This is a genomic window from Bradyrhizobium sp. ISRA464, assembly GCF_029910095.1.
In the GTDB taxonomy this organism is placed as follows: Bacteria; Pseudomonadota; Alphaproteobacteria; order Rhizobiales; family Xanthobacteraceae; genus Bradyrhizobium.
On record NZ_CP094526.1, the window covers coordinates 4272269 to 4297107 of the forward strand.

The window sequence follows — 24839 nt, forward strand, 5'->3', positions numbered from 1 at the left end:
TTACGCCTTACTTGACGAGCCAGCCCTGCTCGCTCGCAACCTGCTTGACGTGCTCGATATCCTTCTTGATGAACTTGTCGAAGTCGGCACCCGTCAGGAACGTGTCGACCTGGGAAGTTTTTTCGATGTAGTCCTTCCATTCCGGCGTGGCTTGCACTCTCTTCATGAGGTCGACATAGAACGCGGCCTGGTCCGGCGTGACCTTACCGGGCAGCCACACCGTACGCGGCTGCTCATATTGCTTGATGTCGAGGCCCTGCTCGACACAGGTCGGCACGTCGCGCCAGCCTTCTGTCGCGGTGACCTTGGGGCCCTGCGGCAGCCGCTTGGGGCTGAAAGCGCAGAGCGGCCGCTGTGTACCACCGCGCCACTGCCCGAGGCTCTCGCTGGGATTGTTGACGTGGGAGTCGATGTGCCCGCCGGCGAGCTGCACGGCGGCTTCCGCGCCGCTCTTGAAGGGGATGTAGGTCAGTTTGACGTGCCCCACCTTCTCGATCATGCGGGTCAGCACCTCGTCGGTATCCTTCGACTGCGCGCCCCCCATTTTGAATTCGCTCGATGCGGCCGCCTTCAGATAGTCCCCCGCCGTCTTGTAGGGCGCGTCCTGCTTGACCCAGAGCAGGAACTCGTCCTGGGCCATCGCCGCGATCGGGGTGAGATCGGTATAGTTGAACGCGACCTTGGATACGAGCGGCTGCTGCCAGGCATTCGACGTGCCGAAGATCAGCTTGTAGGGGTCGCCCGCCGACGCCTTGCCGTAGACATAGCCTTCTGCACCGCTGCCGCCGCCCTTGTTGACGACGACGATCGGCTGATCCGTCAGCTTGTACTTGGTGATGATGTTCTGCACCGCGCGAGCGAGATTGTCGGTCCCACCGCCCGGCCCGGCCGTGGCCACGAACTCGATCGGCTTTTGCGGTTGCCAGGCGGCACGTGCCGGCATTGTGCCGGTGAGCGCGGCAGCGGCCGCCGCAAGCAGAAGTGTTGACGTCAGACGCATGATCTCCTCCAGCTGATACTCTCTATTGTTCTTATCTGTCGTATCGATGTCCGCTAGGCGACGCGCTGCTCGCCCTTCCCCGACGCCGAAACGATTGCGCCTTCTTTCTCGAGCGCTTCGATCTGCTCCGTGTCGAACCCGTGCTCGGCCAGCACCTCGCGCGTATGCTCGCCATAGACGGGGGCGCCGGACTGCACCTTGCCCGGCGTCTCCGAGAATTTGACGGGAAGACCGATCGTCTTCACGGGACCGAGCGTGGAATGCTCGACCTCGACGACCATCTCGCGTGCCAGCGTCTGCGGATCGCTCAGCGCCTCCAGCATGTCGTGCACGGGTCCGCACGGCACGCCCTTGTCGTCAAGCGCCGCGAGCCAGTGCGATCGCGGCCTGGTGCGGAAGCGTTCGCTCAAGACAGCCTCGAGCTCCTTCAGATGCGCCATGCGGTCGGCGCCGGTGACGAAGCGCGGATCGGCGGCAAGCTCGGTGGCACCGAGCGCCTCCAGCATCAGGAGCCAATGCTTCTTGTTGGCGCCGCCGACCACGAGCCAGCCGTCGGAGGCCTCAAAGGCCTGATAGGGCGCGTTGAGCGGATGCGCCGAGCCCATCGCGCGCGGCGCGGTGCCCGCGGCGAGCGCGATTGTCGATTGCCAATAGGTCTGCACCAAAGCCGCTTCATAAAGCGACGTCTCGACCCACTGCCCCTCGCCAGTCTTGAGACGGTGCGTATAGGCGGCCAGGATTCCCATGCTCGCGAGCAGGCCGGCGGTGATGTCGGACAATGGCGGCCCGCATTTCACAGGCGGCCCGTCGGGACGTTCGCCGGTAAAGCTCATGATGCCGCTCATCGCCTGCGCCACCAGATCGAAGCCCCTGCGGTGCCTGTAGGGGCCGGTGCGGCCGAAGCCCGACAGCGAGCAATAGATCAACGCCGGATATTCCTTGTGCAGCGCCTCGTAGCCGAAGCCCAGGCGCTCCATTGCTCCCGGCGCGAAGTTCTCGACCAGCACGTCGGCGCTCGCGAGCAGCCGCCGCAGCACCTGCTTGCCGCCGTCGGTCTTCAGATCCAGCACGATGCCGCGCTTGTTGCGGTTCATCATCAGGAACGAGGCCGCCTCGCCGCCGATCGTCGGCGGCACCGAATGGCGGGTGTCATCACCAGAAGGCGATTTCTCGATCTTGATGACATCTGCGCCCATGTCGGCGAGCATCAGCGTGCAGGTCGGACCCGCCATCACATGGGTGAGATCGATGACCTTGAGGCCGGCAAGCGGTCCCGGACGGCGAGAGGTGGGTTGCGATCGATCGCTTTGCATCGGCGCCTAACCTATTGACCGCGCCACTGCGGCGCGCGCTTGTTGAGGAAAGCATCGAGCCCTTCGCGAAAATCCTGGCTCGTGTAGCACATCAGGATGAGGTCTTCCCCCTCATCCCGCGTCAGCCGCTTTTGCAGGCGGGCTACCGCCTGCTTGGTCGCATTCAGTGTCAGCGGCGCGTGACCGGCCAGCAGCCGGGCGACTTCTTCGGCGCGCCGGTCGAGCGCCGCAACATCTTCGACGACCTCGCCCAGCAGCCCGACGCTTGCAGCCTCAGCGGCATCGACAAGCCGCGCGGTGAAGATCAGATCCTTGACGCGCGCAGCGCCAATGAGCGCGGTGAGACGGCTAATATTGGACATCGATAGGCAGTTGCCGAGCGTCCGGGCGATGGGAAATCCGATTCTGACGCTTTTCGTGCCGATCCGCAGGTCGCAGGCCGCGGCAATGCCTGCTCCTCCACCGGTGCAAAATCCGTTGATCGCCGCGATTGTCGGCACCCGACACCGCTCGAGCGTGGTCAGCACCCGATCGATCCGATTCTCGTAGTCGAGTGCGTCCTGCGGCGTCTTGAATTCGCGGAACTGGTTGATGTCAGTGCCCGAGGCGAAGGCCTTGTCCCCTGCACCGCGCAGCACCAGCACCTTGATTGAATGATCGCTGTTGGCGTGCTCGCAAATCGCGGCGAGCCGCTCGTACATGGCGAAGGTGAAGGCATTGCGCGCCTGCGGTCGGTTGAAAGTGATCCAGCCGATGCCGTCATGGTGCTCGAAAACCAGATCTTCCGCCGCTGCGACCTCTAGGTCCATTTCCTCAGGTCCTCTTGTTTTTTACAGTTTTGAATGCAAAATTTGGGATATTCAAGCTATAATTCCTCCTTCTACACCTAAAAAATCAATTTTGCATGCAAAATAGGGCTTGATCCCATGCTTCACGAGGAGGTCGTCGGACGCATTCGCGCCATTCTGCTGGATGGCGAAATCCCTCCAGGCGCTCGGATCCCCGAGCGCGAATTGTGCGACCGGCTGGAGATTTCGCGTACGCCGCTGCGCGAAGCGCTCAAGGTGCTCGCCGCCGAGGGCCTCGTGCAGTTGCTGCCCCATCGCGGCTCACGCGCGGCAAAGCTGACGGACAGGGACATGCGCGACCTGTTCGAGGTCTGCCAGGGCCTCGAGGCGCTCGCCGGCGAACTTGCCTGCGAACGCATCACGAACGGTGAGATCGATGAGATTGCCGCGACGCACGCGGCCATGGTGCAGCATTATCGCGAGGACGACCTGATCCAGTACTACCGCGGCAACCGCGCGATTCATGAAGCCATCGTCACCGCAGCCGGAAATCCCGTACTCACGGGCCTCTATGCTTCGGTAACGGCGCGCATTCGGCGCGCCCGTTACGTTACGCCGATGACGCCCCAGCGCTGGGCGCGCGCGGTCCAGGAGCACGAAGCAATTCTCAACGCGCTCCAGCGGCGTGACGGCGTTGGCCTCTCCCACGTCTTGCGCGCCCATCTTCGCCACAAGCGCGAAGAGGTCTTGCAAGCAGGATTCGCGGACACGGACGGCATCGATCTGCCCCGCCAAATCGCGTGAAGCGCCCCGCATTGGCCGGTGATATGGCCGCAATGCAGAATTGAGTTGATCTAAGCGCACCCGCGCCCGGGGTCCGCGCGCCAGTTCCCACCAATCACAGCAGCCGCGGTACGATTCGACGGATGAATGCAGGATTCCGGTGACTTGGAACCAGTCATATCCCAGAGAAAACAGTCACTTAGGATTCAGGCTAATCCGCGCATTTGCGCTTGCCTCACCACACCTGAACAGGAGGAACGGTGCCAAGTGTGAGGCGTTCCTCCAGCGGGGCTTGGATTGAACGGAGACGAGATATGAGAAACCTGACATTGGCAGCGCTCGCCGGCGCCGGCGCCCTCATAGCCTCCGGCACCTACGCGGCAGCAAACGAGTTCCAGATCAGGGATAACGCTCCTCTGCTTCACCAGGCTCGGCTGGTGTGTAACGATGCCGGGCGATGTTGGCATACCCGGCATGATCGCGTGATACGCGGAGAGACCTACTACTACGGGCCGCGACGCTACTACGATTACGATGATTACGGCTACTATCACCGGCCTGGCATTGGTGTTTACGGCCCAGGATTCAGCTTCGGCATCGGCCCGGGCTATTAACATCCGCTGAACGTCTCGCTATCCGCAAAGTCCGCCACAACCCGTCGTTGTTCGGCGGGCTTTGCGCGTTATCGGCATTCGAGGCCTGAATTCGGAGGCCTCGCCGAAGGCCTTGTGGGCCCCCGCCCGCACAAGATCACACCGATCGACCTCACGTCCGGAACTCTCGCTTTTCTCATCCGATCTCACCTCACCCGCCCGGCGCGCGGCGGCTCGTGACGAAATGCCGCCAAATAGCGATGGTTTGGTCGGCGGTGTCGCTATGCACCAGGTTCGCAATGAGATTGTTCGAGGCATCTCCCTCAGCCCCGCGCCGCCACCATTCGACGGAGGACCAGCAGCCACTTCCGACTTCTCAACGCAAACCGGCGTTTCGACGCAAACCGCCGTTGTCGTCACTTCGACCGGCCTTGTTATGCCTTGTGTCGCTGTCGATGATTGCGCTCGGCTGCACCCGGCTTCACGCCCAAGACGTCGCAGGTCCCGACAAGGAATTGGTCGTGGCGACCAAGGAGGCACCCCCATTCGCGCTGAAACAGTCCGATGGGAACTGGCGCGGTATCAGCATCGCACTCTGGAAAAGGGTTGCCGATCGGGCGCATCTGCATTTTCGCCTGGTCGAGACCCAGAGCGTGCCGGATCTGCTTGATGGCGTCGCGAACGGCCGCTTCGACGCCGGCGTCGCGGCGGTCACAGTGACGGCCGAGCGCGCGCGCAAGGTCGGTTTTACTCAACCTTTCTATAATACCGGGCTCGGCATTGCGGTACCGGTCAATGAAAATCCCTGGGTTTCGATCGGACGGGCGCTTCTTTCGTTCGGCTTCTTCCAGGCCGTTGGGGTGCTGCTTGGTTTCGCAATGGCAGTCGGTTTCCTGATTTGGGTGCTGGAACGGCGCAAGACGGAGCATTTCGGCGGTGGCGCCAAGGGGCTTGGCTCCAGCTTCTGGTGGTCGACCGTCGCCATGACGCAGGCCGGGGCCGCCCAGAATGCTCCGACAACCCTCCCCGGGCGGATCGTCGCAATGGGTTGGATGATCGCATCCGTGATCGCGATCGCGGTGTTCACCGCCGGTATCACCTCCACCCTGACGCGGAGAGGGCTCGAGGGCTCCGTTCATGGCTTCAACGACCTGCGGTCCGTACGTGTCGGCGCGGTCGCGAACTCCCCGACAACTGACTACTTCACTCGTCAGCGGCTTTCCTTCCGAACATTTCCGGACGTCCAAAGCGGCCTCTCCGCATTGGCGCACGGCACCATCGATGCCTTCGTTCACGACAAGCCACTGCTGACCTGGATGGTTCGGAACAACTTCTCGGACTCGGTCCGTGTCGTCGACACCAGCTTCAGCAGCGAGAGCTATGCAATCGTTTTGCCGAAAGGCAGCCCCCTGCGGCCGACGCTCGATCTCGCCGTGCTCGATGAAATTGAAAGCGATTGGTGGCAACAAACGCTGTTCGAGTCCCTTGGAAACGCCCGATCTCGCTGACTCCGGCGCGCGGGAAGTCTACGTTCTCAGGGGCGGCATTGCTGTAATTTATACTTCAGTAAGCAGATCGTGGGAGGGTCCACCAATGAGTTGCGTTGGAGTGCACCAGTGATCGATTTTGACGAGCTGCGTAGTCTCGCAGCAGACGTTCGCATCTTCATCGAAGCTTCCGAAGACAAGGCGGGCGCCCTCAAGGCCGTGGTCAACGCCTACGATGTCGTGCTGGGTATCTTCCCTTCCTCGGCTGGAATGGATCTTCATGTGGTCAAGGGAACCGAAGTCCTCAACCACATCGCTCAGACGCAGATCTCTGGCGATTTCACGCATACCGCGATTGCGTTCCAGAATCGGGAACAGGCAATCGCGCTGCAGCAGGCGATGGCGGCTTAGCCGCAATCCGATTCCTTCTCGCCCGAGCCCGGCGGCCGCACGCCAGGACGTTACGGTCGTCACCAGCGCAAACTGATCGATGTCCAGAGATCGTCCGGCCTCATAGGTCTAGCCTGGGTCGACCACCTGCTCCACCAGCCTCCATTCGACAGCGCGTCGCTGCCCTTGCCCCGGTCGAAACGCACCACCGCGATGCGGCCTGCGGGCCGGAGGCGACTGCTACCTCCCTCGCTCGCGTTGTGTGAGATGCGGGCAAATCGTCCGCCTCGACATCGCATGGCCTCTTCGCCTATCCTGCCCGCATGAGCGATCACGATCATCATCACCACGATCACGACCATTCCGAGTTGTCGGAGACCGAGCTGCGCGTGCGCGCGCTGGAATCGATCCTGAGCGAGAAGGGTTATCTCGAGCCGGCCGCGCTGGACGCCATTGTGCAGGCCTACGAGACGAAAATCGGCCCGCATAACGGAGCCCGGGTCGTCGCCAAGGCCTGGACCGATCCCGCCTTCAAGAAGGCGCTGCTCGAAGACGCCACCAAGGCCGTCGGCACCCTCGGCCATGTCAGCAGGGTCGGCGACCATCTCGTGGCGGTCGAGAACACGCCAGGCCGTCACAACATGGTCGTTTGCACCCTCTGCTCCTGCTATCCGTGGGAGATGCTCGGGCTGCCGCCGGTTTGGTACAAGGCCGCCCCCTACCGCTCACGCGCGGTCAAGGATCCGCGCGGCGTCCTTGCCGACTTCGGCGTGAGCCTGCCGAAGGAGACGGAAATCCGCGTCTGGGATTCGACCGCGGAAACCCGCTTCCTGGTGCTGCCGATGCGGCCCGAGGGCACCGAGGGCTGGAGCGAAGAGCAGCTCGCCGAGCTCGTGACGCGCGATTCCATGATCGGCACCGGATTCCCGAAGAAGCCGGGTGCTCCGTCATGAACGGCGTCCACGACATGGGCGGCATGGACGGGTTCGGCAAGGTCGAACCCGAGCCGAACGAGCCGATGTTCCATCAGGAATGGGAATCGCGGGTGCTGGCGATGGTCCGCGCCATGGGCGCGGCCGGCGCGTTCAACATCGATGCATCGCGCTTCTATCGCGAGACCCTCCCGCCGCACGTCTATCTGTCGAGCTCCTATTACAAGAAATGGCTGCTCGGGCTTGAAGCGTTGCTGCTCGACAAGGGCTTTATCGGGAAGGAGGACATCGCGGCCGGACATGCCGTGACGCCGGCAAGTCCGCTCAAGCGCGGCAAGTTCTCGGTTGCCGATGTCGAGCGCGTGATGGTGCGCGGCAAGTTCGGCCGCGCAGCGCCTGCGCCCGCGAAGTTCAAGGCGGGTGATCGCGTGCGGGCGAAGAACATCCACCCTGCCACGCACACGCGGCTGCCGCGTTATGTGCGCGGTCATGTGGGGGTCATTGAGCGCGACCACGGCTGCCACGTGTTCCCCGACACCGTTGCCAACGATGCCGGCGAGAACCCGCAATGGCTCTACACCGTCGTGTTCGACGGACGCGAGCTCTGGGGGCCGGACTCCGATCCGACCATCAAGGTATCGATCGATGCATTCGAGCCCTACCTTGAGGCCGTGTGATGGATGCGTCCGCGGCCGCACGCGCCACCAGCGCCATTTCCAGCATTCCCCGCGACGACGCCGGTCCGGTGTTCCGCGCTCCCTGGGAAGCGCAGGCCTTCGCCATGGCGCTGACGCTGCATGACCGTGGCGTGTTCACCTGGGGCGAATGGGCCGCGGCCCTCGCCGACCAGATCAAGCGCGCGCAGGCCGCCGGCGATCCCGACACCGGCGAGACCTATTATCTGCATTGGCTGGCCACGCTTGAGCACCTGGTGGCCGCGAAGGGCGTGACGACATCCGAAACGCTGCATCGCTATCGCAACGCCTGGGATCGCGCCGCGGATCGCACCCCGCACGGCAAGCCGATCGAGCTGACGCCGGCAGATTTCGAGTAGCACGCGGTCGCGGCGCCGAGTTCGATCAAAATCCCTGGCCGGTGGGAAGCACGGGCCTCGCGGCCGGCTGAGAAAGCGCCTTTGCTGCTCCGGCCGCCAGTTGAATTGACGGCTCGTCCACCGCCCTCTCGAACGCCATGGCTGCGAGCAGGACCGATGGGAGATAGGCAATGAAGGCGATCAGCACCGAAGTGCCGTAGGAGAGCCCGGCAGCGTGAGCGGCCAGGAAGACAAAGCATCCAACCGAGAACAGCACCGGTATGTGCGCCAGATAAAGCGGGAAGGACATGTCGCCAAGGCGCCGGACCGCCGGCTTTGCCAATAGCCCTTGCGCGGCGGGCCAGCCCGTGACCAATGCGACCAGCATTACGGCTGAGATCGAGTGGCAGATCGATGCGTCGGCCTGAACCGTCAGCCCGGGCGCTGTGATCGGAATGAACGGGACGAGCGCCGTGATCGAGAGCAACGCATCCCAAATCGGCCATCGCTCAATACTGAGCGGTACCGTCCCCAGCAGCAGAACAAGCACCAGAATGGCCGGGCGCCATCGCAGGCGCGCCGTGAAGCGCGGAGCGTCCAGAAGATACAAGGCCGCCCCGAACAAGATCACCGAAATGTAGGCGCGGCCGAGCATGACGCCCAATGCGAGCATGATGAATGCCGCCCAGCGTGGGCGCGAGGCCGGCAATCGCGTCGCAAAGACCCCGATCAGCAGCAGCGAGCCGATATACTCGATCGGCATCGTCCAAAGCACGGAGTTATACGAGTTCTCGCGGGTTGGAATGCCCAACAGGCTGTTCCACGCCTGAAGAAGCGCGTCCGGGAGGCTAGGCTGCTGCGCGAACTGGCTCGACAGCCAGGTCGAGTGCGTGAACACGGCAGCGTCGCGATTGAACGCGAATCCCGAAGACAGGATGATCCAGCCGAACAGGCTGGCCGCGAGCACCGGAAGTCCGAGGCGCAGGGTACGCTTCACCACGAGCGCGATCGCAGATACGTCGCTCTTGTGGAACGACTTGGCGAGAACAAATCCCGAGAGCGCGAGGAAGACGCAGACGGCGTAGTTGCCGCCTGCCGCGATGAACACAAAGGGATAGGCCGAAAGTGCCACCTCCCACGAACCATGCGCATGCTCCGGGCGCCCGGTATAGATGGCGAAATCGAAGGCCGTCATGAAATGCGACAGCGCGACATTGAGCGCCATGACGCCGCGAAGGCCGTCAAGATAGGACATCCGGGACGGAGGCATGGGACGTCTGATGGACCCTGGTTACGAAACCCATCGAGTCTGTCGCAAGTTAACTAACAAAGCCTTGTGGCTATCGTGGACCGGGAGGTCTGTGCGGCTTACGCGGTGGTCAAAGTGAGCTGGAGTAATGGCCAGATGCCGACGACGTCCATTCATTCGACACCAAGACTGCCGACCGCGACTGGCGCAGTCCCAGTCGTCACAGCGGTGCGCGTCCCATGACCTGCCCCGACCGTTACGCTATTGACTGCGGCTGTCCCGGCCTGTGCCGGGACGATGTGGGCCTGGATACACATTTCAAACAGCGTTGAAGATGTAGGCTCTCGTTCTCGCGACGTGAAACGTCCGAGTCTTGCACTTCGTTCCGCCCTCTGAGATCAGAGGGCGCAGGGAAAGCCGGGTGCCGATCGCACCCATGGGTCCCGAGCAAATGGAAAGCTCGGGAGGTAGGACCACAGGTGAAACCGGAACGATCCCGGCTTTCCCTGCGCGATGGCTTTACGGCTTATACGTGCTCTCCCCGGCGAGACTGGGCTTTGTTGTCACCGTCTTTGCAAAAGCGCTTCGCGCTTTGCAAGGAGACACCTGCCACTAGGGCGTCAGGCCTGCACGACTTCACCGTCCGCCGCATGCGCACTCGTCAGTTGCACATGAGGCGTCCACCGCATCTCGACCCAACACTCGTGACGATCGCGAAGCGCCCCTCAGGCGGGTGAGACGGGCCATTCATACACTGAGTTGCACTTCCGGAAAACAGAAATATTTTCGCCCGAGGGACTTGCGCCGTCGGGCAACTCAGTGATTGACGCTACGGCCTGCGCGCCACGTATTCCCGCCAGCCCTTCGCCCGCAGGGCGCAAGCCGGGCATTCGCCGCAGCCGTAACCCCATTCGTGCTGCGCGCCGCGTTCGCCGAGGTAGCAGGTGTGCGAGTGCTCGCGGATCAGGTCGACCAGCCCTGCCCCGCCGAGCTCATACGCGAGTTGCCAGGTCGCCGCCTTGTCGAGCCACATCAGCGGCGTGTGCAGCTCGAAGTTCTTCGCCATGCCGAGGTTGAGCGCCGACTGCAACGCCTTGATGGTCTCATTGCGGCAATCCGGGTAGCCGGAGTAATCGGTCTCGCACATGCCGCCGATGATGTGGCGGATGCCGCGGCGGTAGGCGAGCGCCGCCGCGAAGGTGAGGAACACCAGGTTGCGGCCCGGCACGAAGGTATTCGGCAGCCCGTCTTCGCCCATCGCGATCGCGACGTCGCGGGTCAGCGCGGTGTCGGAAATTTCCGACAGCGTCGGGATCGCGAGCGTGTGGCTGTCGCCGAGCCTGGCGGCCCAATCCGGCCGCAGCGCCCGGATGCCGTCCAGCAGGCGGTCGCGGCAGTCGAGTTCGATGGTATGGCGCTGGCCATAGCTAAAGCCGAGCATCTCAACGTGGGCAAAGCGCGACAAGGCCCAGGCAAGGCAGGTTGTCGAATCCTGGCCGCCGGAAAACAGCACCAGCGCCGTATCTGAATTGATCTGATCGCTCATGGAACGGGCTTTACCACTCCTCGGCCGCCCGGCCAATCCGTGGACAGTTCCGTGATTTCGCCGCGTTTTGCTGGGATCGGCAGCGTCGATTTAGCCCCCTCTATTCCGGTGCCCCATGACCCCTTCCCGCGACATTTCCCGCCTGATCGAAATCATGGCCGCGCTGCGCACGCCGGTGACCGGTTGACCCTGGGAAGTCCAGTATACACATTTTCCCCCGCCCCAAAGAAAAAGTCGCCCGGAGGCAGCTGTCATCTGGACTATCCTCGCACGCAAATCCGCTGGTCACTTGCAAATCCTGCGTGCTATTGGCGGTCTCTAGCTGGACGCCGACGGAATACAACGCAATGTCTACGGCTATCAGAGAGATCATTGCCGCGCTCAAAGTGAAGCACGAAGGTGAAGTGGCCTTGCTCAACCCGTTGGCCGAGGACGTAGCTGAGCTTGATGGTCCTTGGCTGTCGCGCTTGGTCGCAGAGGCCGATCTTGAGAATTGGGGCACTCAGAGCAACTTAGCAAGGAACAAGTTGCTGGATGCTTTCGCACTCGAATTGGCCTTGGGCTTCGACGAAAATGCACTCGATTTCGACTTCTGCGACAGGGTCGTCACCGAACTTCACGGTGCCCTGAATTTGCAGGAAGAAGAGCCATATCTATTCTGGAGAGTTTTCCTAGCCTTCGACGCTGGTGAGTACTATCACGACGAAGACCAAAGAATTCATCCGGTAGACAGATATACGCGGCCACAGATTGCGGAGATCGTTAGGGGGCACGTCACGGATTCTGACTGAACATGCCGCATTGCGCTCAGTGATGCCAATTGATGGCGTAGAAGCGGGAGATTACCAAGCTTCCGGTCGGGCCCATCGCTTTGGCTGGCATATGACCGCTCTTGTACCGCTTGTAGGTGTTAAGCCGACGTTTAAAAGCCACCCGGAGGTGGCTCGGACTAGACTGGGAAACGCATCAGTCCTTCATGAAAACCAGCCAATGAGTAAGGCCAGTGCGGCCACTCGGATGACCAAACAGAGGCTTCTTGTCGGTCAGCGCCAAAACTTCTTTCACCCTCACCTGTGTCTCGTTCCATTTGAATACGAGAACGCCATCTGGTGCTAGAACTCGGAAGCACTCCGAGAATCCGAGACGAATATCTTCTCGCCAGTCGGGGCCGAGCTTTCCATACTTGGCGGCAAGCCAGCTTTTGGGGCCAGCGCTCGTCAAGTGCGGCGGATCGAATACGACTAGTTTGAAGTTTCCATCCGCGTAAGGCAGTGCACGGAAGTCCATAAGCACATCCGGCTCGATGCGCAGCGTCCGCTGACCATCAGCACTAGACCGATCCGTAACTGTAATTGTTTCGCATCGCTTGTCTCCGTAGATCACGTCAGGATGCTGACGGTCGAACCAGAACATGCGACTGCCGCAGCATGGGTCCAGCACGCGCTCGGTCGTCATTTCGCCCGAGCCAGTAACTTTCAGTCCGTCCATACCCCTCCCTAAATTGTGGTGAATTACGGCGTCCCAAGGCACTCGTTGATTTCTATCGCCATGAACAGGCATTATTTTATCATCTGCCGAACATGCCGAGCGATTGAATTTCCATATCGGATCAAATAGTTGGATTTATGAAACCATCCCGAGATATCTCTCGCCTCATCGAGATCATGGCCGCTTTGCGGGCGCCCGAAGGCGGCTGTCCGTGGGACCTTGAGCAGAATTTCGCGACGATTGCGCCCTACACGATCGAGGAAGCCTATGAGGTGGCCGACGCGATCACGCGTGGCGATTTCGATGACCTTCGCGACGAGCTAGGCGATCTCCTGCTGCAGGTCGTCTATCACGCCCGCATGGCTGAGGAGCAGAATGCCTTTGCCTTCGGCGACGTGGTCGAGGCGATCACGAAAAAGATGATCCGCCGTCACCCGCATGTGTTTGCCGACAAGGACGGCAACATTCAGCCCGCCGGGGTCAAGAGCGCGTGGGAGCGGATCAAGGCCGAAGAGAAAGCCGAGCGCGCCGAGCGCCGGCAGTCCGAGGAAACCGCGCACAGCTCGCTGCTTGCAAGCGTCAAGGCCGGCCTCCCTGCGCTGACGCGCGCGATGGAGCTGCAGCGCAAGGCCTCGACTGTCGGCTTCGACTGGAACGATCCGCGCGCCGTGCTCGCCAAGATCCGCGAGGAAGCCGACGAGATCGAGGCTGCGCTCGACCGCAACGACAGGGAAGAGCTCGCGGAAGAGACCGGCGATCTGATGTTCGCGCTCGTCAACCTCGCCCGCCATGTCGACGCCGATCCGGAAACCGCATTGCGCAGCACGAACGCCAAGTTCGAGCGGCGGTTCGCTTACATCGAAAGGGCCCTTGCTGCGAAGGGCCGCTCGCTCGAGGATGCATCGCTGCAGGAGATGGACGCGCTGTGGAACGAGGCAAAGCGCGCGAACAGCAAGTGATCCGGTCGTCCCGGATAAGCAAGCTTCGCAAGCGCTGAGCCGGCAACTCCTATGTTGATGGAGCAGTCCGGCTGGTTATTGGGTATCACATGCTTTGCGTCTTCCGCTGCGATCGAAACTTCATCTCTTCCCGAATAGATTACTCAACGAATTCATCCAGCTCCGGTTCGAACTGTGAACTCGAATGAAATAACCAATTCACGGCAGAGCCAATAACGCCTAATTTGGTGGGGCCTTTAGCCGTCATCAGCTATTTTCGGCTGTCATCTCGCGGCCCGATATAAATCTTCATCAAAGCGACGCCCTGCTGTCATTTCCGGCCCGCTAAATCCCCTTCCTCGACCCAAACCCAGCAAAAGGAGGCACGCATGGGGATGCCAAAGCGCGGACGGACGCGCGGATGGACGACGGCAATCGGAGTGGCACTTTCCTCGCAGGTCCTGTTCGCGGCGACGACTTTCGCTGACGACGATGGCATGCATCACCATGATCGGCGCATCGAACACGTGCTGCTCTTGAGCATCGACGGCTTCCATGGCTTCGACCTCACCAATTGCATCGCGAGCAAATTGTGTCCGAACCTGGCAAAGCTTGCCCAGCACGGCACGACTTACGCCAATGCGTCCACCACCAAGCCGTCGGATTCGTTTCCCGGCATGCTGGCGCAAGTGACCGGCGGCACGCCGAAATCAACCGGCGTGTACTACGACGACAGCTACGATCGCACGCTGTTCGCGCCCGCCAGCGCCTCGTCTGCGCCTTGCGCGTCAGGTCCGGGCGCGGAGACCAACAATGCCGAGAACCTGGACAAGGACCAGCATTCGATCGACGGCGGCGTGCCGGCGAGCCTGACCGGGTCCAATAGCGCGATGGCGATTGATCCCAACAATTTGCCGGGTCAACTCACGCACAAGCGCTGCGCGCCGGTCTGGCCGCACAATTTCGTGCGCACCAACACCATTTTCCAGGTGCTTCATCACCATCACCTGAGGACCGCGTGGTCCGACAAGCATCCGGCCTACGATATCATCAACGGCAACGATCCGGATTCCCAGCCGGCCGACGGGCCCGGCACCAATATCGATGACTTCTTTGCGCCCGAAATCAATTCCGATCTGAGCAACGCCAACGTGCAGCTGATCAACTCGCTCGGGCTGCATTCGACGGCGCCGGCGCCCGCCACCGATCCGAATTGCCCCGGGCCGAACTGCGGCAGCGATTTTACGTCGTCAATCGATGGCATTGAGTACTACGACGGCATCAAGGTCTCGGCCATCCTCAATGAACTTAATGGTTTCAACCATATGGGGACGGTCGAGGTGGGTACGCCGGCGATCCTCGGCATGAACTTCCAGTCCGTCAGCGTCGGCCAGAAGCTGAAAATCGGTGGTTACACGGACGCGATCGGCACGCCGAGCGACAATCTTGCCAACTCGATCGGCTTTGTCGACAGTTCCATCGGGCTGATGATGAACACGCTGCAGAACCGCGGCCTGACGGAACGCACCCTCGTCATCGTCAGCGCCAAGCACGGGCAGTCTCCGGTCGACCGCACCAAGCGGGTTGCGCTCGACGACGCCGCGGTCATCGCCGCTCCGATCGGATCGAACTTCGCCTTTGACATCGCGGACGACGGCGCTCTGATCTGGCTCAAGGACAACAGCGGGAACAAGACCGTGGAAGCGGTTAACGCGCTGAAAAACTTTGCCGGAGATACCGGCATTGCGAGCTTCCTCTATGGTGATGCCCTGGCCGACATGTTCCAGGACCCGGCGAGGGACTCGCGTGCGCCTGATATCGTCGGCATCACGCGCGTCGGCGTGATCTATACCGGCGGCTCGAAAATTGCCGAGCATGGCGGCTTCAACCCCGATGACGTCCATGTCGCGCTTTTGGTGTCGAAGCCCGATCTGCCCCGGTCCATCGTGAGCGAGCCGGTCGCCACCACGCAGATCGCGCCTACGATTCTCAGAGCGTTGGGGCTCGACCCCGAAGCGCTCGAAGCCGTGCGCAAGGAGCACACGAAGTCGTTGCCGGGACTTGAATAGATCACGCCCGACCGGAAGCCGGGGCTCCATGCCCCGGCTTTGAATCAACGGCCAGTTACTGCAGAATCCGGAGCGCGATGCGATCAGCACGGATCGTCATCGCGCTCTGGTTTCTTGTTTGCGCATGATCCCTCATGGCGGCTCGCTCGGGGGAGGCACGCTCAGTCGAGCGCGTTTATTGATTTCTCCGCCGGCCGGCTGTTTGCCGCGTGAGCCGACCCGTTGCTGAAGCGGTGCGGCAGCGGGCCACCGAGCCTGTGCATCACCTTCAAAGCCACATGTTCAGAGCAACGTACCGCGGAGGATGACGGCGGCAACCCCGAAGTAGATGACGAGGCCGGTGACGTCGACCAGCGTCGCGACGAACGGTGCCGATGCGCTGGCCGGATCGAATCCGATGCGCTTGAGGACAAACGGCAGCATCGATCCCGCCAGCGACCCGAATGTGACGATACCGACCAGAGCGGCACCTACAGTCCCCGCCACCAGGACCCAGTGTGGGCCATAGTCGAAGAAGCCGAGCGTCTGCCATAGCGTGATCCGCGCCATGCCGATCACGCCGAGGATGGCGCCGAGCGCGATCCCGGTCGGAAGTTCGCGCAAGGCGACGCGCCACCAGTCGCGCAGCCGCAGCTCATGCAGCGCCAGCGCACGGATCAAAAGCGAGGTCGCCTGCGATCCGGAATTACCGCCCGAGCTCATGATCAACGGGATGAACAAGGTCAGCACGATCGCCTTCTCCAGCTCGCTCTGGAACGTCTGCATGGCGCTCGCGGTGAGCATTTCCGAGAGGAACAGCGCGCACAGCCAGCCGCCGCGTTTCCTGATCATTTCGCCGAAGCTGATACGCAAATAGGGCTCGTCGAGCGCCTCCATGCCGCCGAACTTCTGGGCGTCCTCCGTCGACTCCTCGACGATGGCGTCGATCACGTCGTCTACCGTGACGATGCCGAGGATATGGCCCGGACCATCGACGACAGCGACGGCCAGCAGATCGTAGCGGGAGATCAGCCGCGCGGCCTCCATGCGGTCGGCTTCCGGCGAGATCATCAGCGGACGCCGCGCCGGCGCGGCGGTCAGGACGTCGGCGTGAGGATCTCCGGAGATCAGGCGGCGCAACGACACCGCCTGGATCAAGGTCTTCTTGACCGGATCAACCACGAAAATCGAGTAGACGGTCTCGCGGGTGCGCTCGACCATCCGGATGTGATGCAGGACCTCGGCGATGGTCCAGGTCGACGGCACGCTCACGAACTCGGTGGTCATGATGCTGCCGGCGCTGCGTTCCGGATAGGCCAGCAGGGCCGAGATGGTGGTCCTGGTGTCCGGATTGAGCTGGTTTAACAGTGTGGTCCGGAGCGGTTCGACAAGCTCCTTGAAGATGTCGGCGGCCCGATCGTCGGAGACGCCGGACAACAGCGCAACCGCCGTGTCCGTCGGCAACTCGGCGATGATCTCGCAGGTGTTGTCGAGCCCGGGCAGATCCAGCACCTCGACCGCCTTCTCGGCCGGGAGAGACTGCAGCGTCCTGGCCGCATCCGCGGGGTCCTGGGCGTTGAGTGCCTCGACGATTTCGGGCGCCCGCTCGTGGGCGAGATCCCCGTTCGGGCTGACGAGCGTCTCGCTCCTCACGGCTTCGCTGGAATTCTGCATCAATCGCCCTTGCCTGTGCGTTCTGCAGCGCAATGGACCAAGGCGGCGGGAAATTCAAACAGAAAGTGCGGCGGATCGTCGGAATCCGCTTCCAGGAGGCCGAGGCCCTGTCGAACGTGCCGGTGGGCCTTACGCGCCGCTCGGGATTGCGTCGAATCGTGACATCACGATGTCACGTTTGGTCTCGTCGACACGGACCGTCATGTCGAAGCGCTCGCCATGCAGCTCCTTGTTCAGCACCTCGGCGTTGCGATGCAGCCAGCTGATACCCGCGCCATCGGAGGCGTCGATCGACAGGTTCAGGGTCATGCGCTTCGCCGCGAGCCGGTCTTCGATTGCGGAAAGGAGCTCATCGATCCCCTCGCCTGAGGTCGCGGAGACCAGGAAGCAAGGCCGCTCCGGCGGCCGGCGCGCCGCGATGTTGCGCAGGTTTTCCCGCTCCTCGGGATCGAAGCGATCGATCTTATTCCAGACCTCGATGATGCGCTGGCCGCCGTCGGCATCCGGATCGATACCGAGCTGGCGCAGCACGGACTCGACGTCCCGTTCCTGCGCTTCGGCATCTTCGTGAGAGATGTCGCGCACATGCAGGATAATGTCGGCCTCCAGCACCTCCTCCAGCGTGGCGCGGAATGCGGCCACGAGTTGGGTCGGCAGGTTGGAGATGAAGCCGACTGTGTCCGACAGCATCGCTTTGCCGCCATGCGGCAGGTTCAGCGCGCGCAGCGTCGGGTCCAGGGTCGCGAACAGCATGTCGGCAGCCTGTACGTCTGCCCGCGTCAGGCGATTGAACAGGGTCGACTTGCCGGCATTGGTGTAGCCGACCAGCGCGACCACGCGGTATGGCACGCGCTGGCGGCCGGCGCGGTGCAGCCGCCGAGTCGCCTGCACCTTCTTCAATTCGTCTTCGAGCTTGGTGATGCGCTCACTGATCAGCCGGCGGTCGGCCTCGATCTGGGTTTCGCCGGGGCCACCCATGAAACCGAAGCCGCCGCGCTGGCGCTCAAGGTGGGTCCAGGACCGCACCAGGCGGCTGCGCTGGTAATTGAGATGGGCGAGCTCGACCTGCAGTGCGCCTTCCTTGGTCTTGGCGCGGCGGCCGAAGATTTCCAGGATCAGGCCGGTGCGGTCGAGCACCTTGGTGCTCCACGCCTTCTCGAGGTTGCGCTGCTGGATCGGCGACAGCGCGCAATCCATCACCACGAGTTCGATCGCGTTGCTGGCGACGAGGCCGGAGAACTCCTCGACCTTGCCCTTGCCGAGATAGGTCGCAGGACGGATCTGGCTGATCGGCGCGACCACCGACTCCACCACGGCAAGGTCGATGGCCCGCGCCAGACCGGCGGCTTCCTCGATCCGCGCATCGTAGTCGCGGACAGAAGCATCCCTTCGCGCGTCGCCGTCGCCGCGGCGCGCACGCAGGTAAGGGCCGATGACGATCACCCGCCCTGTGTTGCCATTTCCCGCCAACCGTGGACGGTCGGCGCCCCCTTCACGATTGAAGGGTTCCAATCAGATCACTCTCAAGCCGGTGCGTCCTCACCGCCTTCGAACAACTGGATCGGAGCGCCGGGCATGATGGTCGAGATCGCGTGCTTGTAGACCAGTTGCGAATGACCATCGCGCCGCAACAGCAGGCAGAAATTGTCGAACCAGGTGACAATTCCCTGCAGCTTCACTCCGTTGACCAGAAATATCGTCAGTGGCGTTTTGGTTTTACGAACGTGATTAAGGAAGGTGTCTTGTAGATTTTGTGCGCGGTCTGCCGCCATTGTTTTTATCCCGCAAGCTTGTGCTTCTTTTTATTGAACCGGTTGTTGCTCTCTGACGGAGCCTCCCCCGGCTACTCACCTGCCCTGAGATCCCCCTCCGGCAGGCATAGCGGTAGGATTAGAGGCCACGCGCGCTTTTTAGGCAAGCCGGTTCACGCGCCAGTCCGTAGGAACACGGTGGCAATTCTAAGAAGGCGCGGAAAAAGAGACAAATATTCTCAAGTAAGTGGATAAGTCAGACCGAGACAACCCCGGCTAGCCATCCACTCGAAGCATCTTGGCAGCCGCCCCCGGACTGTCCCCGAGCATCCCGGATGGCTGCGATTGCGTCGGCCACGGGCGACGGCAGTCCACCCGGTCCCGCTGGGCCAGGGGTCAGCCGACCCCCAGCGCCTTTAGCTTGCGGTGCAGCGCCGAGCGCTCCATCCCGACGAACTCCGCGGTACGCGAGATGTTCCCGGAGAAGCGGCTGATCTGAGCGATCAGATAGTCGCGCTCGAACACCTCCCGCGCCTCCCGCAGCGGCAGGCCCATGATGTGCTCGCCATTGTTGGAGGTCGGCATCGCCGGCACCATCGAGCCGACGTCCTGCGGCAGCATGTCGGCGGTGATGATCGCCTCCGGTCCGCCGCCGGCGAGAATCATCACGCGCTCGACATTGTTGCGGAGCTGGCGGACGTTGCCCGGCCAGACATGCGATTGCAGCACCGCCATCGCGTCCTGCCCGATCTGCCGCTTCGGCAGGCCGGTGGCGGCCGAGATCTGGTCCATGAAATAGTCGATCAGTTCAGGGATGTCCTCGCGCCGCTCGGATAGAGGCGGGACGCGAATCGGCACCACGGACAGGCGGTGGTAGAGGTCCTCGCGGAAACGGCCCGCCGCGATCTCTTCCTCGAGATTGCGTGCGGTCGACGAGATGATGCGGACGTCGACGTGGACCTTGCCGGTGCCGCCCTGGCGCTGGAAGGTCTGATCGACCAGCACGCGCAGGATCTTGTTCTGGGTCTCGCGCGGCATATCCGCGATCTCATCGATGAACAGCGTGCCGCCATGCGCCTCTTCGAGCGCGCCGGGCTTGCGCTGCTGCTCGCCGTTCGATCCCTCGACGCCGAACAGCTCGACCTCCATCCGTTCGGGTGTGATCGCGGCCGCATTGATCACCACGAACGGCCCCTCGGCGCGCCCGGATGCGTTGTGCAGTGTGCGCGCGGCGAGCTCCTTGCCCGAGCCCGCAGGTCCGACGATCAGGATACGGCTGTTGGCCTTGGCGGCGCGGTCGATGGTCTGACGGAGCTGGTTCATGCAGGCCGAGCGGCCGGTCAAAACGCTCGCCGCCGGAGCCAGCTGCTTGAGTTCCTTCACCTCCCGCCTGAGCCGCGAGGTCTCCAGCGCCCGTGTCGCGACCAGGATCAGCCGGTCCGACTTGAAGGGCTTTTCGATGAAGTCGTAGGCGCCGCGCTTGATCGCCGCGACCGCGGTTTCGATGTTGCCGTGGCCGGAGATCATCACCACGGGCAGATCGGCATTGTCCTTCTTGATCTGCTCGAGCAGCTGCAGGCCGTCGAGCTTGGAGCCCTGCAGCCAGATGTCGAGGAAGACCAGATGCGGTCGGCGGTTGGTGATCTCGGCGAGGGCCGAATCGCTGTCGCGCGCGGTGCGCGTGGAAAAGCCCTCGTCATCCAGGATGCCCGCAACAAGGTCGCGAATATCAGCCTCGTCATCGACAATCAGAATGTCGCTAGCCATGGGTTTACACCTGCCTTGTCAGTCGCCCGTCGCGGCTTTGATTTTTGGTTCATTGTTGGTCGCTTGTGCCGGGGCGCTGGTCGGCTCCCCCGGCGGATTTTTTTCAGGGGCCGGCGCGGCCGCTTCCGCTTTCACGTCCGGTCCCTGCTCCTTGTGTTCGGGCTTGGCCGCCTGGCCCGATACGGCGAAGCGCAGGCGCATCCAGGCGCCGCGCTGGCCCTCGCGGAAATCAGACGCGTCCTTGAGCTCGATGCGGCCGCCATGGTCTTCCAGGACACGGCCGACGATCGCGAGCCCGAGGCCGGTGCCCTTTGCCCGGGTCGTGACATAAGGCTCCAGCAGGCGCGCGCGGGCGACCTTCGGCAGCCCGATGCCGTTGTCGACCACGTCGATGACGATGTCGTCATTCTCGCGCTGGGCGACGACGTTGATCCGGCCCTTGCCGAGCTCTTCGGGCGGCACCTGCTCGATCGCTTCGGTCGCGTTCTTGATGATGTTGGTCAGCGCCTGTGAGATCAGCCGGCGGTCGAATTGCGCGGGCAGCGGGTCCTGCTTGATGTCGGCCTCGATCTCCAGGTCGGGATGTGCGACCCTCATCAGGAACACCGCCTGACGCACCACGTCGGCGACGTCCTCGCCCTCCATCACCGGCTTCGGCATCCGTGCAAAGCGCGAGAACTCGTCGACCATGCGCCTGATGTCGTCGACCTGGCGGACGATGGTGTCGGTGCATTGATCGAAGATCGACTTGTCCTTTTCCTCGGTGATGGTCTTGCCGAACTTGCGGCGGATGCGCTCGGCGGAGAGCTGGATCGGGGTCAGCGGATTCTTGATCTCATGCGCGATGCGGCGAGCAACATCGCCCCAGGCCGAGGTGCGTTGTGCCGACACCAGCTCGGTGATGTCGTCGAGCGTGATGATGTAGCTGTCGCGCGCCTGGTGGGTCTTTTCCGCCGAGATCCGCACCGACAGGTTCCGCTCGTGACCGTCGCGGTTGATGGTGATCTGGCCCTGCACGAGCCGCTGGGTGCCCTCGCGCGCGGTCTTCATCATCTCGTCGAGTTCGGGCAACACGTCGGACAGCGGATGATCCAGCGTCTCGGACTCGGCGTGCCCGATCAGCTTCTCGGCCGAACGGTTGAGGATGCCGATGCTGCCGGACGCGTCGACGCCGATGATACCGGCGCTCGCCGAGGACAGCACCGCCTCGATGAAGCGGCGGCGACTGTCGATCAGCTCGCTGGCGTTGACCAGCTCGTCGCGCTGGGTGCGCAGCTCCTGCGTCATGTTGTTGAAGGTCTGCCCGAGCTGGGCCAGATCGCCCTCGGATTTGACCACCGGCACCTGCACATGCAGATCGCCGGTCGAGACTTGGTTCGCCGCACTCATGATGTTGCGGATCGGCTCGACCAGCCAGTTGGCGAAATTAAGTCCGATCAGCACCGAGGCCATCAAAATGGTCAGCGCGATCACCGCGAACATCAGCGCGAACGTGACCTGGATGCCGAGCCGGCGCGATTCGGTCTGGGCATATTCGGCGACGCTGGCCTGGGTCTGCTTCAGCTGGCTGATGACGCGCGGATCGAGCAGGCGCGCGACAAAGAGAAAGGTGTCGGTAAAGCCGCGCAGGCGCACCACCGCCGCGACGTAATTCTCCTCCGGAAAGACCGATATCTCCGGCTTGTTCTCGGTGACGCTGTCGAGCAATTCCTTCGGCGGCGTCACGAAGGATCGCGATATTCCGGTGTCGGCATTCGCGAGAATGTTGCCGTCCTTGTCGAGCAGCATCGCCCCGGTCAGGTTGCGGCCCGCCGCGCCCACGGTCAGGAACTCCTGAAAGGTCCGCCGGTCCTGGTCGTAGAGCGGCCGCGCATTGGACAGATCGTTGGCCATCGAGAGGATGTCGCCGTTGATCAGCTGCGCGTGCTCGTAGGTATAGGCGCGGGCGACGCTGAGCGAGTTCTGGATCGCTTCCCGCGTCGGCCCCGAAAACAGCCGGTCGAGACCGCGGTCGAGGGTGACGTTGGCGATGATGGCGACCAGCACTGCCGGCAGCACCGCGATCACCGAGAACAGGCTGACGATCTGGACATGCAACCGGGCCGCCGCCCTGCCCCGCCGCCGGGCCTGGAGCACCTTCCAGACCTCGGGGACGATGATCCCGACCAGGAGCAGGATGATGGCCGTGTTGATCAGCAGGAACGAGTAGACGACGTGCTTGGTCGGCTCGATCGGGGTCAGGCCGCTCAGCACCACGAAGGTCAGGAATGCCGACAGCAGCGCCGTGACCGCAGCAAACGGCGCCAGCCATCTCCGCAGGGGGAAGCCCTTCGGTTCGGCTCGGGACGCGTCTAACGTGGAAGGCGGTGTCTGTTCGCTGGTCATACCGGCAATTGAGCTGAATGCTTTCGCCCGCAGGAATTGCGAACTGATGCAATCATATCACATTGTTGCCGAATTGCGACATTTCCGCGGCGTCAACCGATAGAAGAATAGTGTTCATAACGGTCGCAAACGGAGCGAGATCGGCGACGAGGCTGCGCACCTTAGCTCCCGGCCAAGGCCGGGCCGCCGCATCGGGTCCGGCCCATCCACTGCGCTCCGTAGCCGCGAAGGTTAGCCCCCACTGCGGTAGACCTGGATGTCCAGGTCGCGGATCTTCTTGCGCAAGGTATTGCGGTTCAGCCCGAGCAGGTCGGCCGCCCGGATCTGGTTGCCGCGGGTGGCTGCCAGCGCTGCGGTCAGGAGCGGCACCTCGATCTCCTTGAGAATGCGGTGATAGAGGCCCGGCGGCGGTACCCCGTTGGGGAAGCCGGAGAAGTGCGACGACAGATAGGCCTCGACGGCGCCGCCGAGATTGTCGACGCCGACGGTGGCATTGCCACCCGAGGTGACGGCCGGCGGCGCAAGCTCACCGTCGATAACGGATGAGGTGATGACGTCCTGCGGATAGAGCGCGGCGAGCCGCCGGGCGAGGTTTTCCAGCTCCCGGACGTTGCCCGGCCAGCGGTGCTGCTTGAGCCGCTCCAAGGCCTGGGCGTCGAGCTTCTTCGGCGGCAGGCCGTCCTTCTCGGCGAGCGAGAAGAAGTGCCTGATCAGATCCGGCAAGTCCTCGATCCGCTCGCGGAGCGGCGGCAGCCGCAGCGGCACGACATTGAGGCGGAAGAACAAATCTTCCCGGAAAAGCCCCTGCTGGATCAGGATGCGCAAATCCTTGTTCGAGGCGGCGACGATGCGCACGTCGGTCTTGATCGGGGTGCGGCCGCCGACCGTCGTGTATTCGCCCTGCTGCAGGACGCGCAGCAGACGCGTCTGCGCCTCCATCGGCATGTCGCCGATTTCGTCGAGGAACAGGGTGCCGCCTTCGGCCTGCTCGAAGCGGCCGGACGCGCGGGTGTTCGCGCCGGTGAACGCGCCGCGTTCGTGGCCAAACAATTCGGATTCGATCAGGTCGCGCGGGATCGCCGCCATGTTGACCGCGACGAACGGCCCGTTGCGGCGTCGGCCGTAGTCGTGCAGCGCGCGGGCAACGAGCTCCTTGCCGGTGCCGGACTCGCCCGAAATCATCACGGTGAGGTCGGTCTGCATCAGCCGCGCCAGCACGCGGTAGATTTCCTGCATCGCCGGCGAGCGGCCGACCAGCGGGATCGAGTCGAATTCGGAATCGTCGGCGGCGCTGGCCACCCGCTCCTTCGGCTCGGCGAGCGCACGGCCGACGATCGTGATCAACTCCTTCAGATCGAACGGCTTCGGCAGATATTCATAGGCGCCGCGCTCCGAGGCGCGGATCGCCGTCATGAAGGTGTTCTGCGCGCTCATCACGATGACCGGCAGGTTCGGCCGCATCTTCTTGATCCGCGGCAGTAGGTCGAACGCGTTCTCGTCGGGCATCACCACGTCGGTGATGACGAGGTCGCCCTCGCCCTGGCTGACCCAGCGCCACAGCGTGGCGGCATTGCCGGTCAGGCGCACCTCGTAACCGGCGCGCGAGAGCGCCTGGTTCAGGACGGTCCGGATGGCGGTGTCGTCGTCAGCGACAAGTATGCTACCTGCGGGCAT

General features: G+C 62.9%; 22 protein-coding genes. 10 read left to right on the plus strand and 12 right to left on the minus strand.

Annotated features, from left to right (window positions below; genetic code table 11):
• Positions 1–7: 7 nt before the first annotated feature.
• From MTX19_RS20115 to MTX19_RS20125, 3 genes are read right to left on the minus strand one after another with little or no spacing between them, the layout of a single operon-like run.
• Positions 8–1000 carry a tripartite tricarboxylate transporter substrate-binding protein gene (locus MTX19_RS20115; protein ID WP_280978978.1) on the minus strand — a complete coding sequence of 331 codons (993 nt, stop codon included), beginning with the start codon at positions 998–1000 and terminating at the stop codon, positions 8–10.
• 53 nt (positions 1001–1053) lie between these two features.
• Complete coding sequence (locus tag MTX19_RS20120) at positions 1054–2313, minus strand: CoA transferase (RefSeq protein WP_280978979.1); 1260 nt, start codon at positions 2311–2313, stop codon at positions 1054–1056.
• Between the two features lie 11 nt (positions 2314–2324).
• Complete coding sequence (locus MTX19_RS20125) at positions 2325–3122, minus strand: enoyl-CoA hydratase/isomerase family protein (RefSeq protein WP_280978980.1); 798 nt, start codon at positions 3120–3122, stop codon at positions 2325–2327.
• A 117-nt stretch (positions 3123–3239) separates the two neighbouring features.
• Between MTX19_RS20125 and MTX19_RS20130 the strand changes: the two genes are divergently transcribed.
• The 7 genes from MTX19_RS20130 to MTX19_RS20160 all read left to right on the plus strand — a co-directional run bounded on the left by MTX19_RS20130 (position 3240) and on the right by MTX19_RS20160 (position 8340).
• Positions 3240–3905, plus strand: coding sequence for a GntR family transcriptional regulator (locus MTX19_RS20130; RefSeq protein WP_280985430.1), 666 nt, complete (start codon positions 3240–3242; stop codon positions 3903–3905).
• Between the two features lie 293 nt (positions 3906–4198).
• Positions 4199–4498: a hypothetical protein gene (locus tag MTX19_RS20135; protein WP_280971638.1), complete on the plus strand. Its 300-nt coding sequence runs from the start codon at positions 4199–4201 to the stop codon at positions 4496–4498.
• A 422-nt stretch (positions 4499–4920) separates the two neighbouring features.
• Positions 4921–5985 carry a transporter substrate-binding domain-containing protein gene (locus tag MTX19_RS20140; RefSeq protein ID WP_280985431.1) on the plus strand — a complete coding sequence of 355 codons (1065 nt, stop codon included), beginning with the start codon at positions 4921–4923 and terminating at the stop codon, positions 5983–5985.
• Positions 5986–6093: 108 nt separating this feature from the next.
• The gene (locus MTX19_RS20145) at positions 6094–6375 is read left to right on the plus strand and encodes a hypothetical protein (RefSeq protein WP_280971640.1); all 282 of its coding nucleotides are present in this window, start codon (positions 6094–6096) and stop codon (positions 6373–6375) included.
• Positions 6376–6677: 302 nt separating this feature from the next.
• On the plus strand, positions 6678–7307 hold the full coding sequence (gene nthA / locus MTX19_RS20150; RefSeq protein ID WP_280978982.1) for a nitrile hydratase subunit alpha: 630 nt from the start codon (positions 6678–6680) through the stop codon (positions 7305–7307).
• Positions 7304–7963, plus strand: coding sequence for a nitrile hydratase subunit beta (gene nthB, locus MTX19_RS20155; RefSeq protein ID WP_280985432.1), 660 nt, complete (start codon positions 7304–7306; stop codon positions 7961–7963). The genes nthA and nthB overlap by 4 nt, the downstream gene beginning before the upstream one ends.
• Entirely contained in the window at positions 7963–8340 is a 378-nt protein-coding gene (locus MTX19_RS20160) for a nitrile hydratase accessory protein (RefSeq protein ID WP_280978983.1), read from the plus strand. Before nthB ends, MTX19_RS20160 begins: the two co-directional genes overlap by 1 nt.
• Before the next feature lie 25 nt (positions 8341–8365).
• Here MTX19_RS20160 and MTX19_RS20165 read toward each other — a convergent pair whose 3' ends face one another.
• On the minus strand, positions 8366–9589 hold the full coding sequence (locus MTX19_RS20165) for an acyltransferase (RefSeq protein WP_280978984.1): 1224 nt from the start codon (positions 9587–9589) through the stop codon (positions 8366–8368).
• Between the two features lie 808 nt (positions 9590–10397).
• Positions 10398–11114 (minus strand): 7-cyano-7-deazaguanine synthase QueC, encoded by a 717-nt coding sequence (queC, locus tag MTX19_RS20170; RefSeq protein WP_280978985.1) that lies wholly within the window; start codon positions 11112–11114, stop codon positions 10398–10400.
• Between the two features lie 347 nt (positions 11115–11461).
• On the opposite strand from queC, the gene MTX19_RS20175 reads away from it, so the two are divergent.
• Positions 11462–11905 carry a hypothetical protein gene (locus MTX19_RS20175; RefSeq protein WP_280978986.1) on the plus strand — a complete coding sequence of 148 codons (444 nt, stop codon included), beginning with the start codon at positions 11462–11464 and terminating at the stop codon, positions 11903–11905.
• A gap of 175 nt (positions 11906–12080) precedes the next feature.
• Here the strand turns inward: MTX19_RS20175 and MTX19_RS20180 are convergent, their stop codons facing one another.
• Positions 12081–12602, minus strand: a complete 522-nt coding sequence (locus MTX19_RS20180; RefSeq protein ID WP_280978987.1) for a class I SAM-dependent methyltransferase — start codon at positions 12600–12602, stop codon at positions 12081–12083.
• A 137-nt stretch (positions 12603–12739) separates the two neighbouring features.
• Between MTX19_RS20180 and mazG the strand changes: the two genes are divergently transcribed.
• On the plus strand, positions 12740–13561 hold the full coding sequence (gene mazG, locus MTX19_RS20185) for a nucleoside triphosphate pyrophosphohydrolase (protein WP_280985433.1): 822 nt from the start codon (positions 12740–12742) through the stop codon (positions 13559–13561).
• A gap of 368 nt (positions 13562–13929) precedes the next feature.
• Positions 13930–15609 (plus strand): alkaline phosphatase family protein, encoded by a 1680-nt coding sequence (locus MTX19_RS20190; protein WP_280978988.1) that lies wholly within the window; start codon positions 13930–13932, stop codon positions 15607–15609.
• Positions 15610–15891: 282 nt separating this feature from the next.
• On the opposite strand, the gene mgtE is transcribed toward MTX19_RS20190, so the two are convergent.
• From mgtE to ntrC, 6 genes are all read right to left on the minus strand, one after another.
• A complete protein-coding gene (mgtE, locus tag MTX19_RS20195; protein ID WP_280978989.1) occupies positions 15892–17262 on the minus strand; it encodes a magnesium transporter in 1371 nt (456 codons plus the stop codon).
• A gap of 129 nt (positions 17263–17391) precedes the next feature.
• Positions 17392–18774 carry a GTPase HflX gene (hflX, locus tag MTX19_RS20200; protein WP_280978990.1) on the minus strand — a complete coding sequence of 461 codons (1383 nt, stop codon included), beginning with the start codon at positions 18772–18774 and terminating at the stop codon, positions 17392–17394.
• 11 nt (positions 18775–18785) lie between these two features.
• Positions 18786–19034 carry an RNA chaperone Hfq gene (hfq, locus tag MTX19_RS20205; protein WP_006020546.1) on the minus strand — a complete coding sequence of 83 codons (249 nt, stop codon included), beginning with the start codon at positions 19032–19034 and terminating at the stop codon, positions 18786–18788.
• A gap of 375 nt (positions 19035–19409) precedes the next feature.
• Positions 19410–20780, minus strand: a complete 1371-nt coding sequence (locus MTX19_RS20210; RefSeq protein ID WP_280971653.1) for a sigma-54 dependent transcriptional regulator — start codon at positions 20778–20780, stop codon at positions 19410–19412.
• 18 nt (positions 20781–20798) lie between these two features.
• On the minus strand, positions 20799–23165 hold the full coding sequence (locus MTX19_RS20215; RefSeq protein ID WP_280985434.1) for a PAS domain-containing sensor histidine kinase: 2367 nt from the start codon (positions 23163–23165) through the stop codon (positions 20799–20801).
• A 231-nt stretch (positions 23166–23396) separates the two neighbouring features.
• Positions 23397–24839 carry a nitrogen regulation protein NR(I) gene (gene ntrC, locus MTX19_RS20220; protein WP_280971655.1) on the minus strand — a complete coding sequence of 481 codons (1443 nt, stop codon included), beginning with the start codon at positions 24837–24839 and terminating at the stop codon, positions 23397–23399.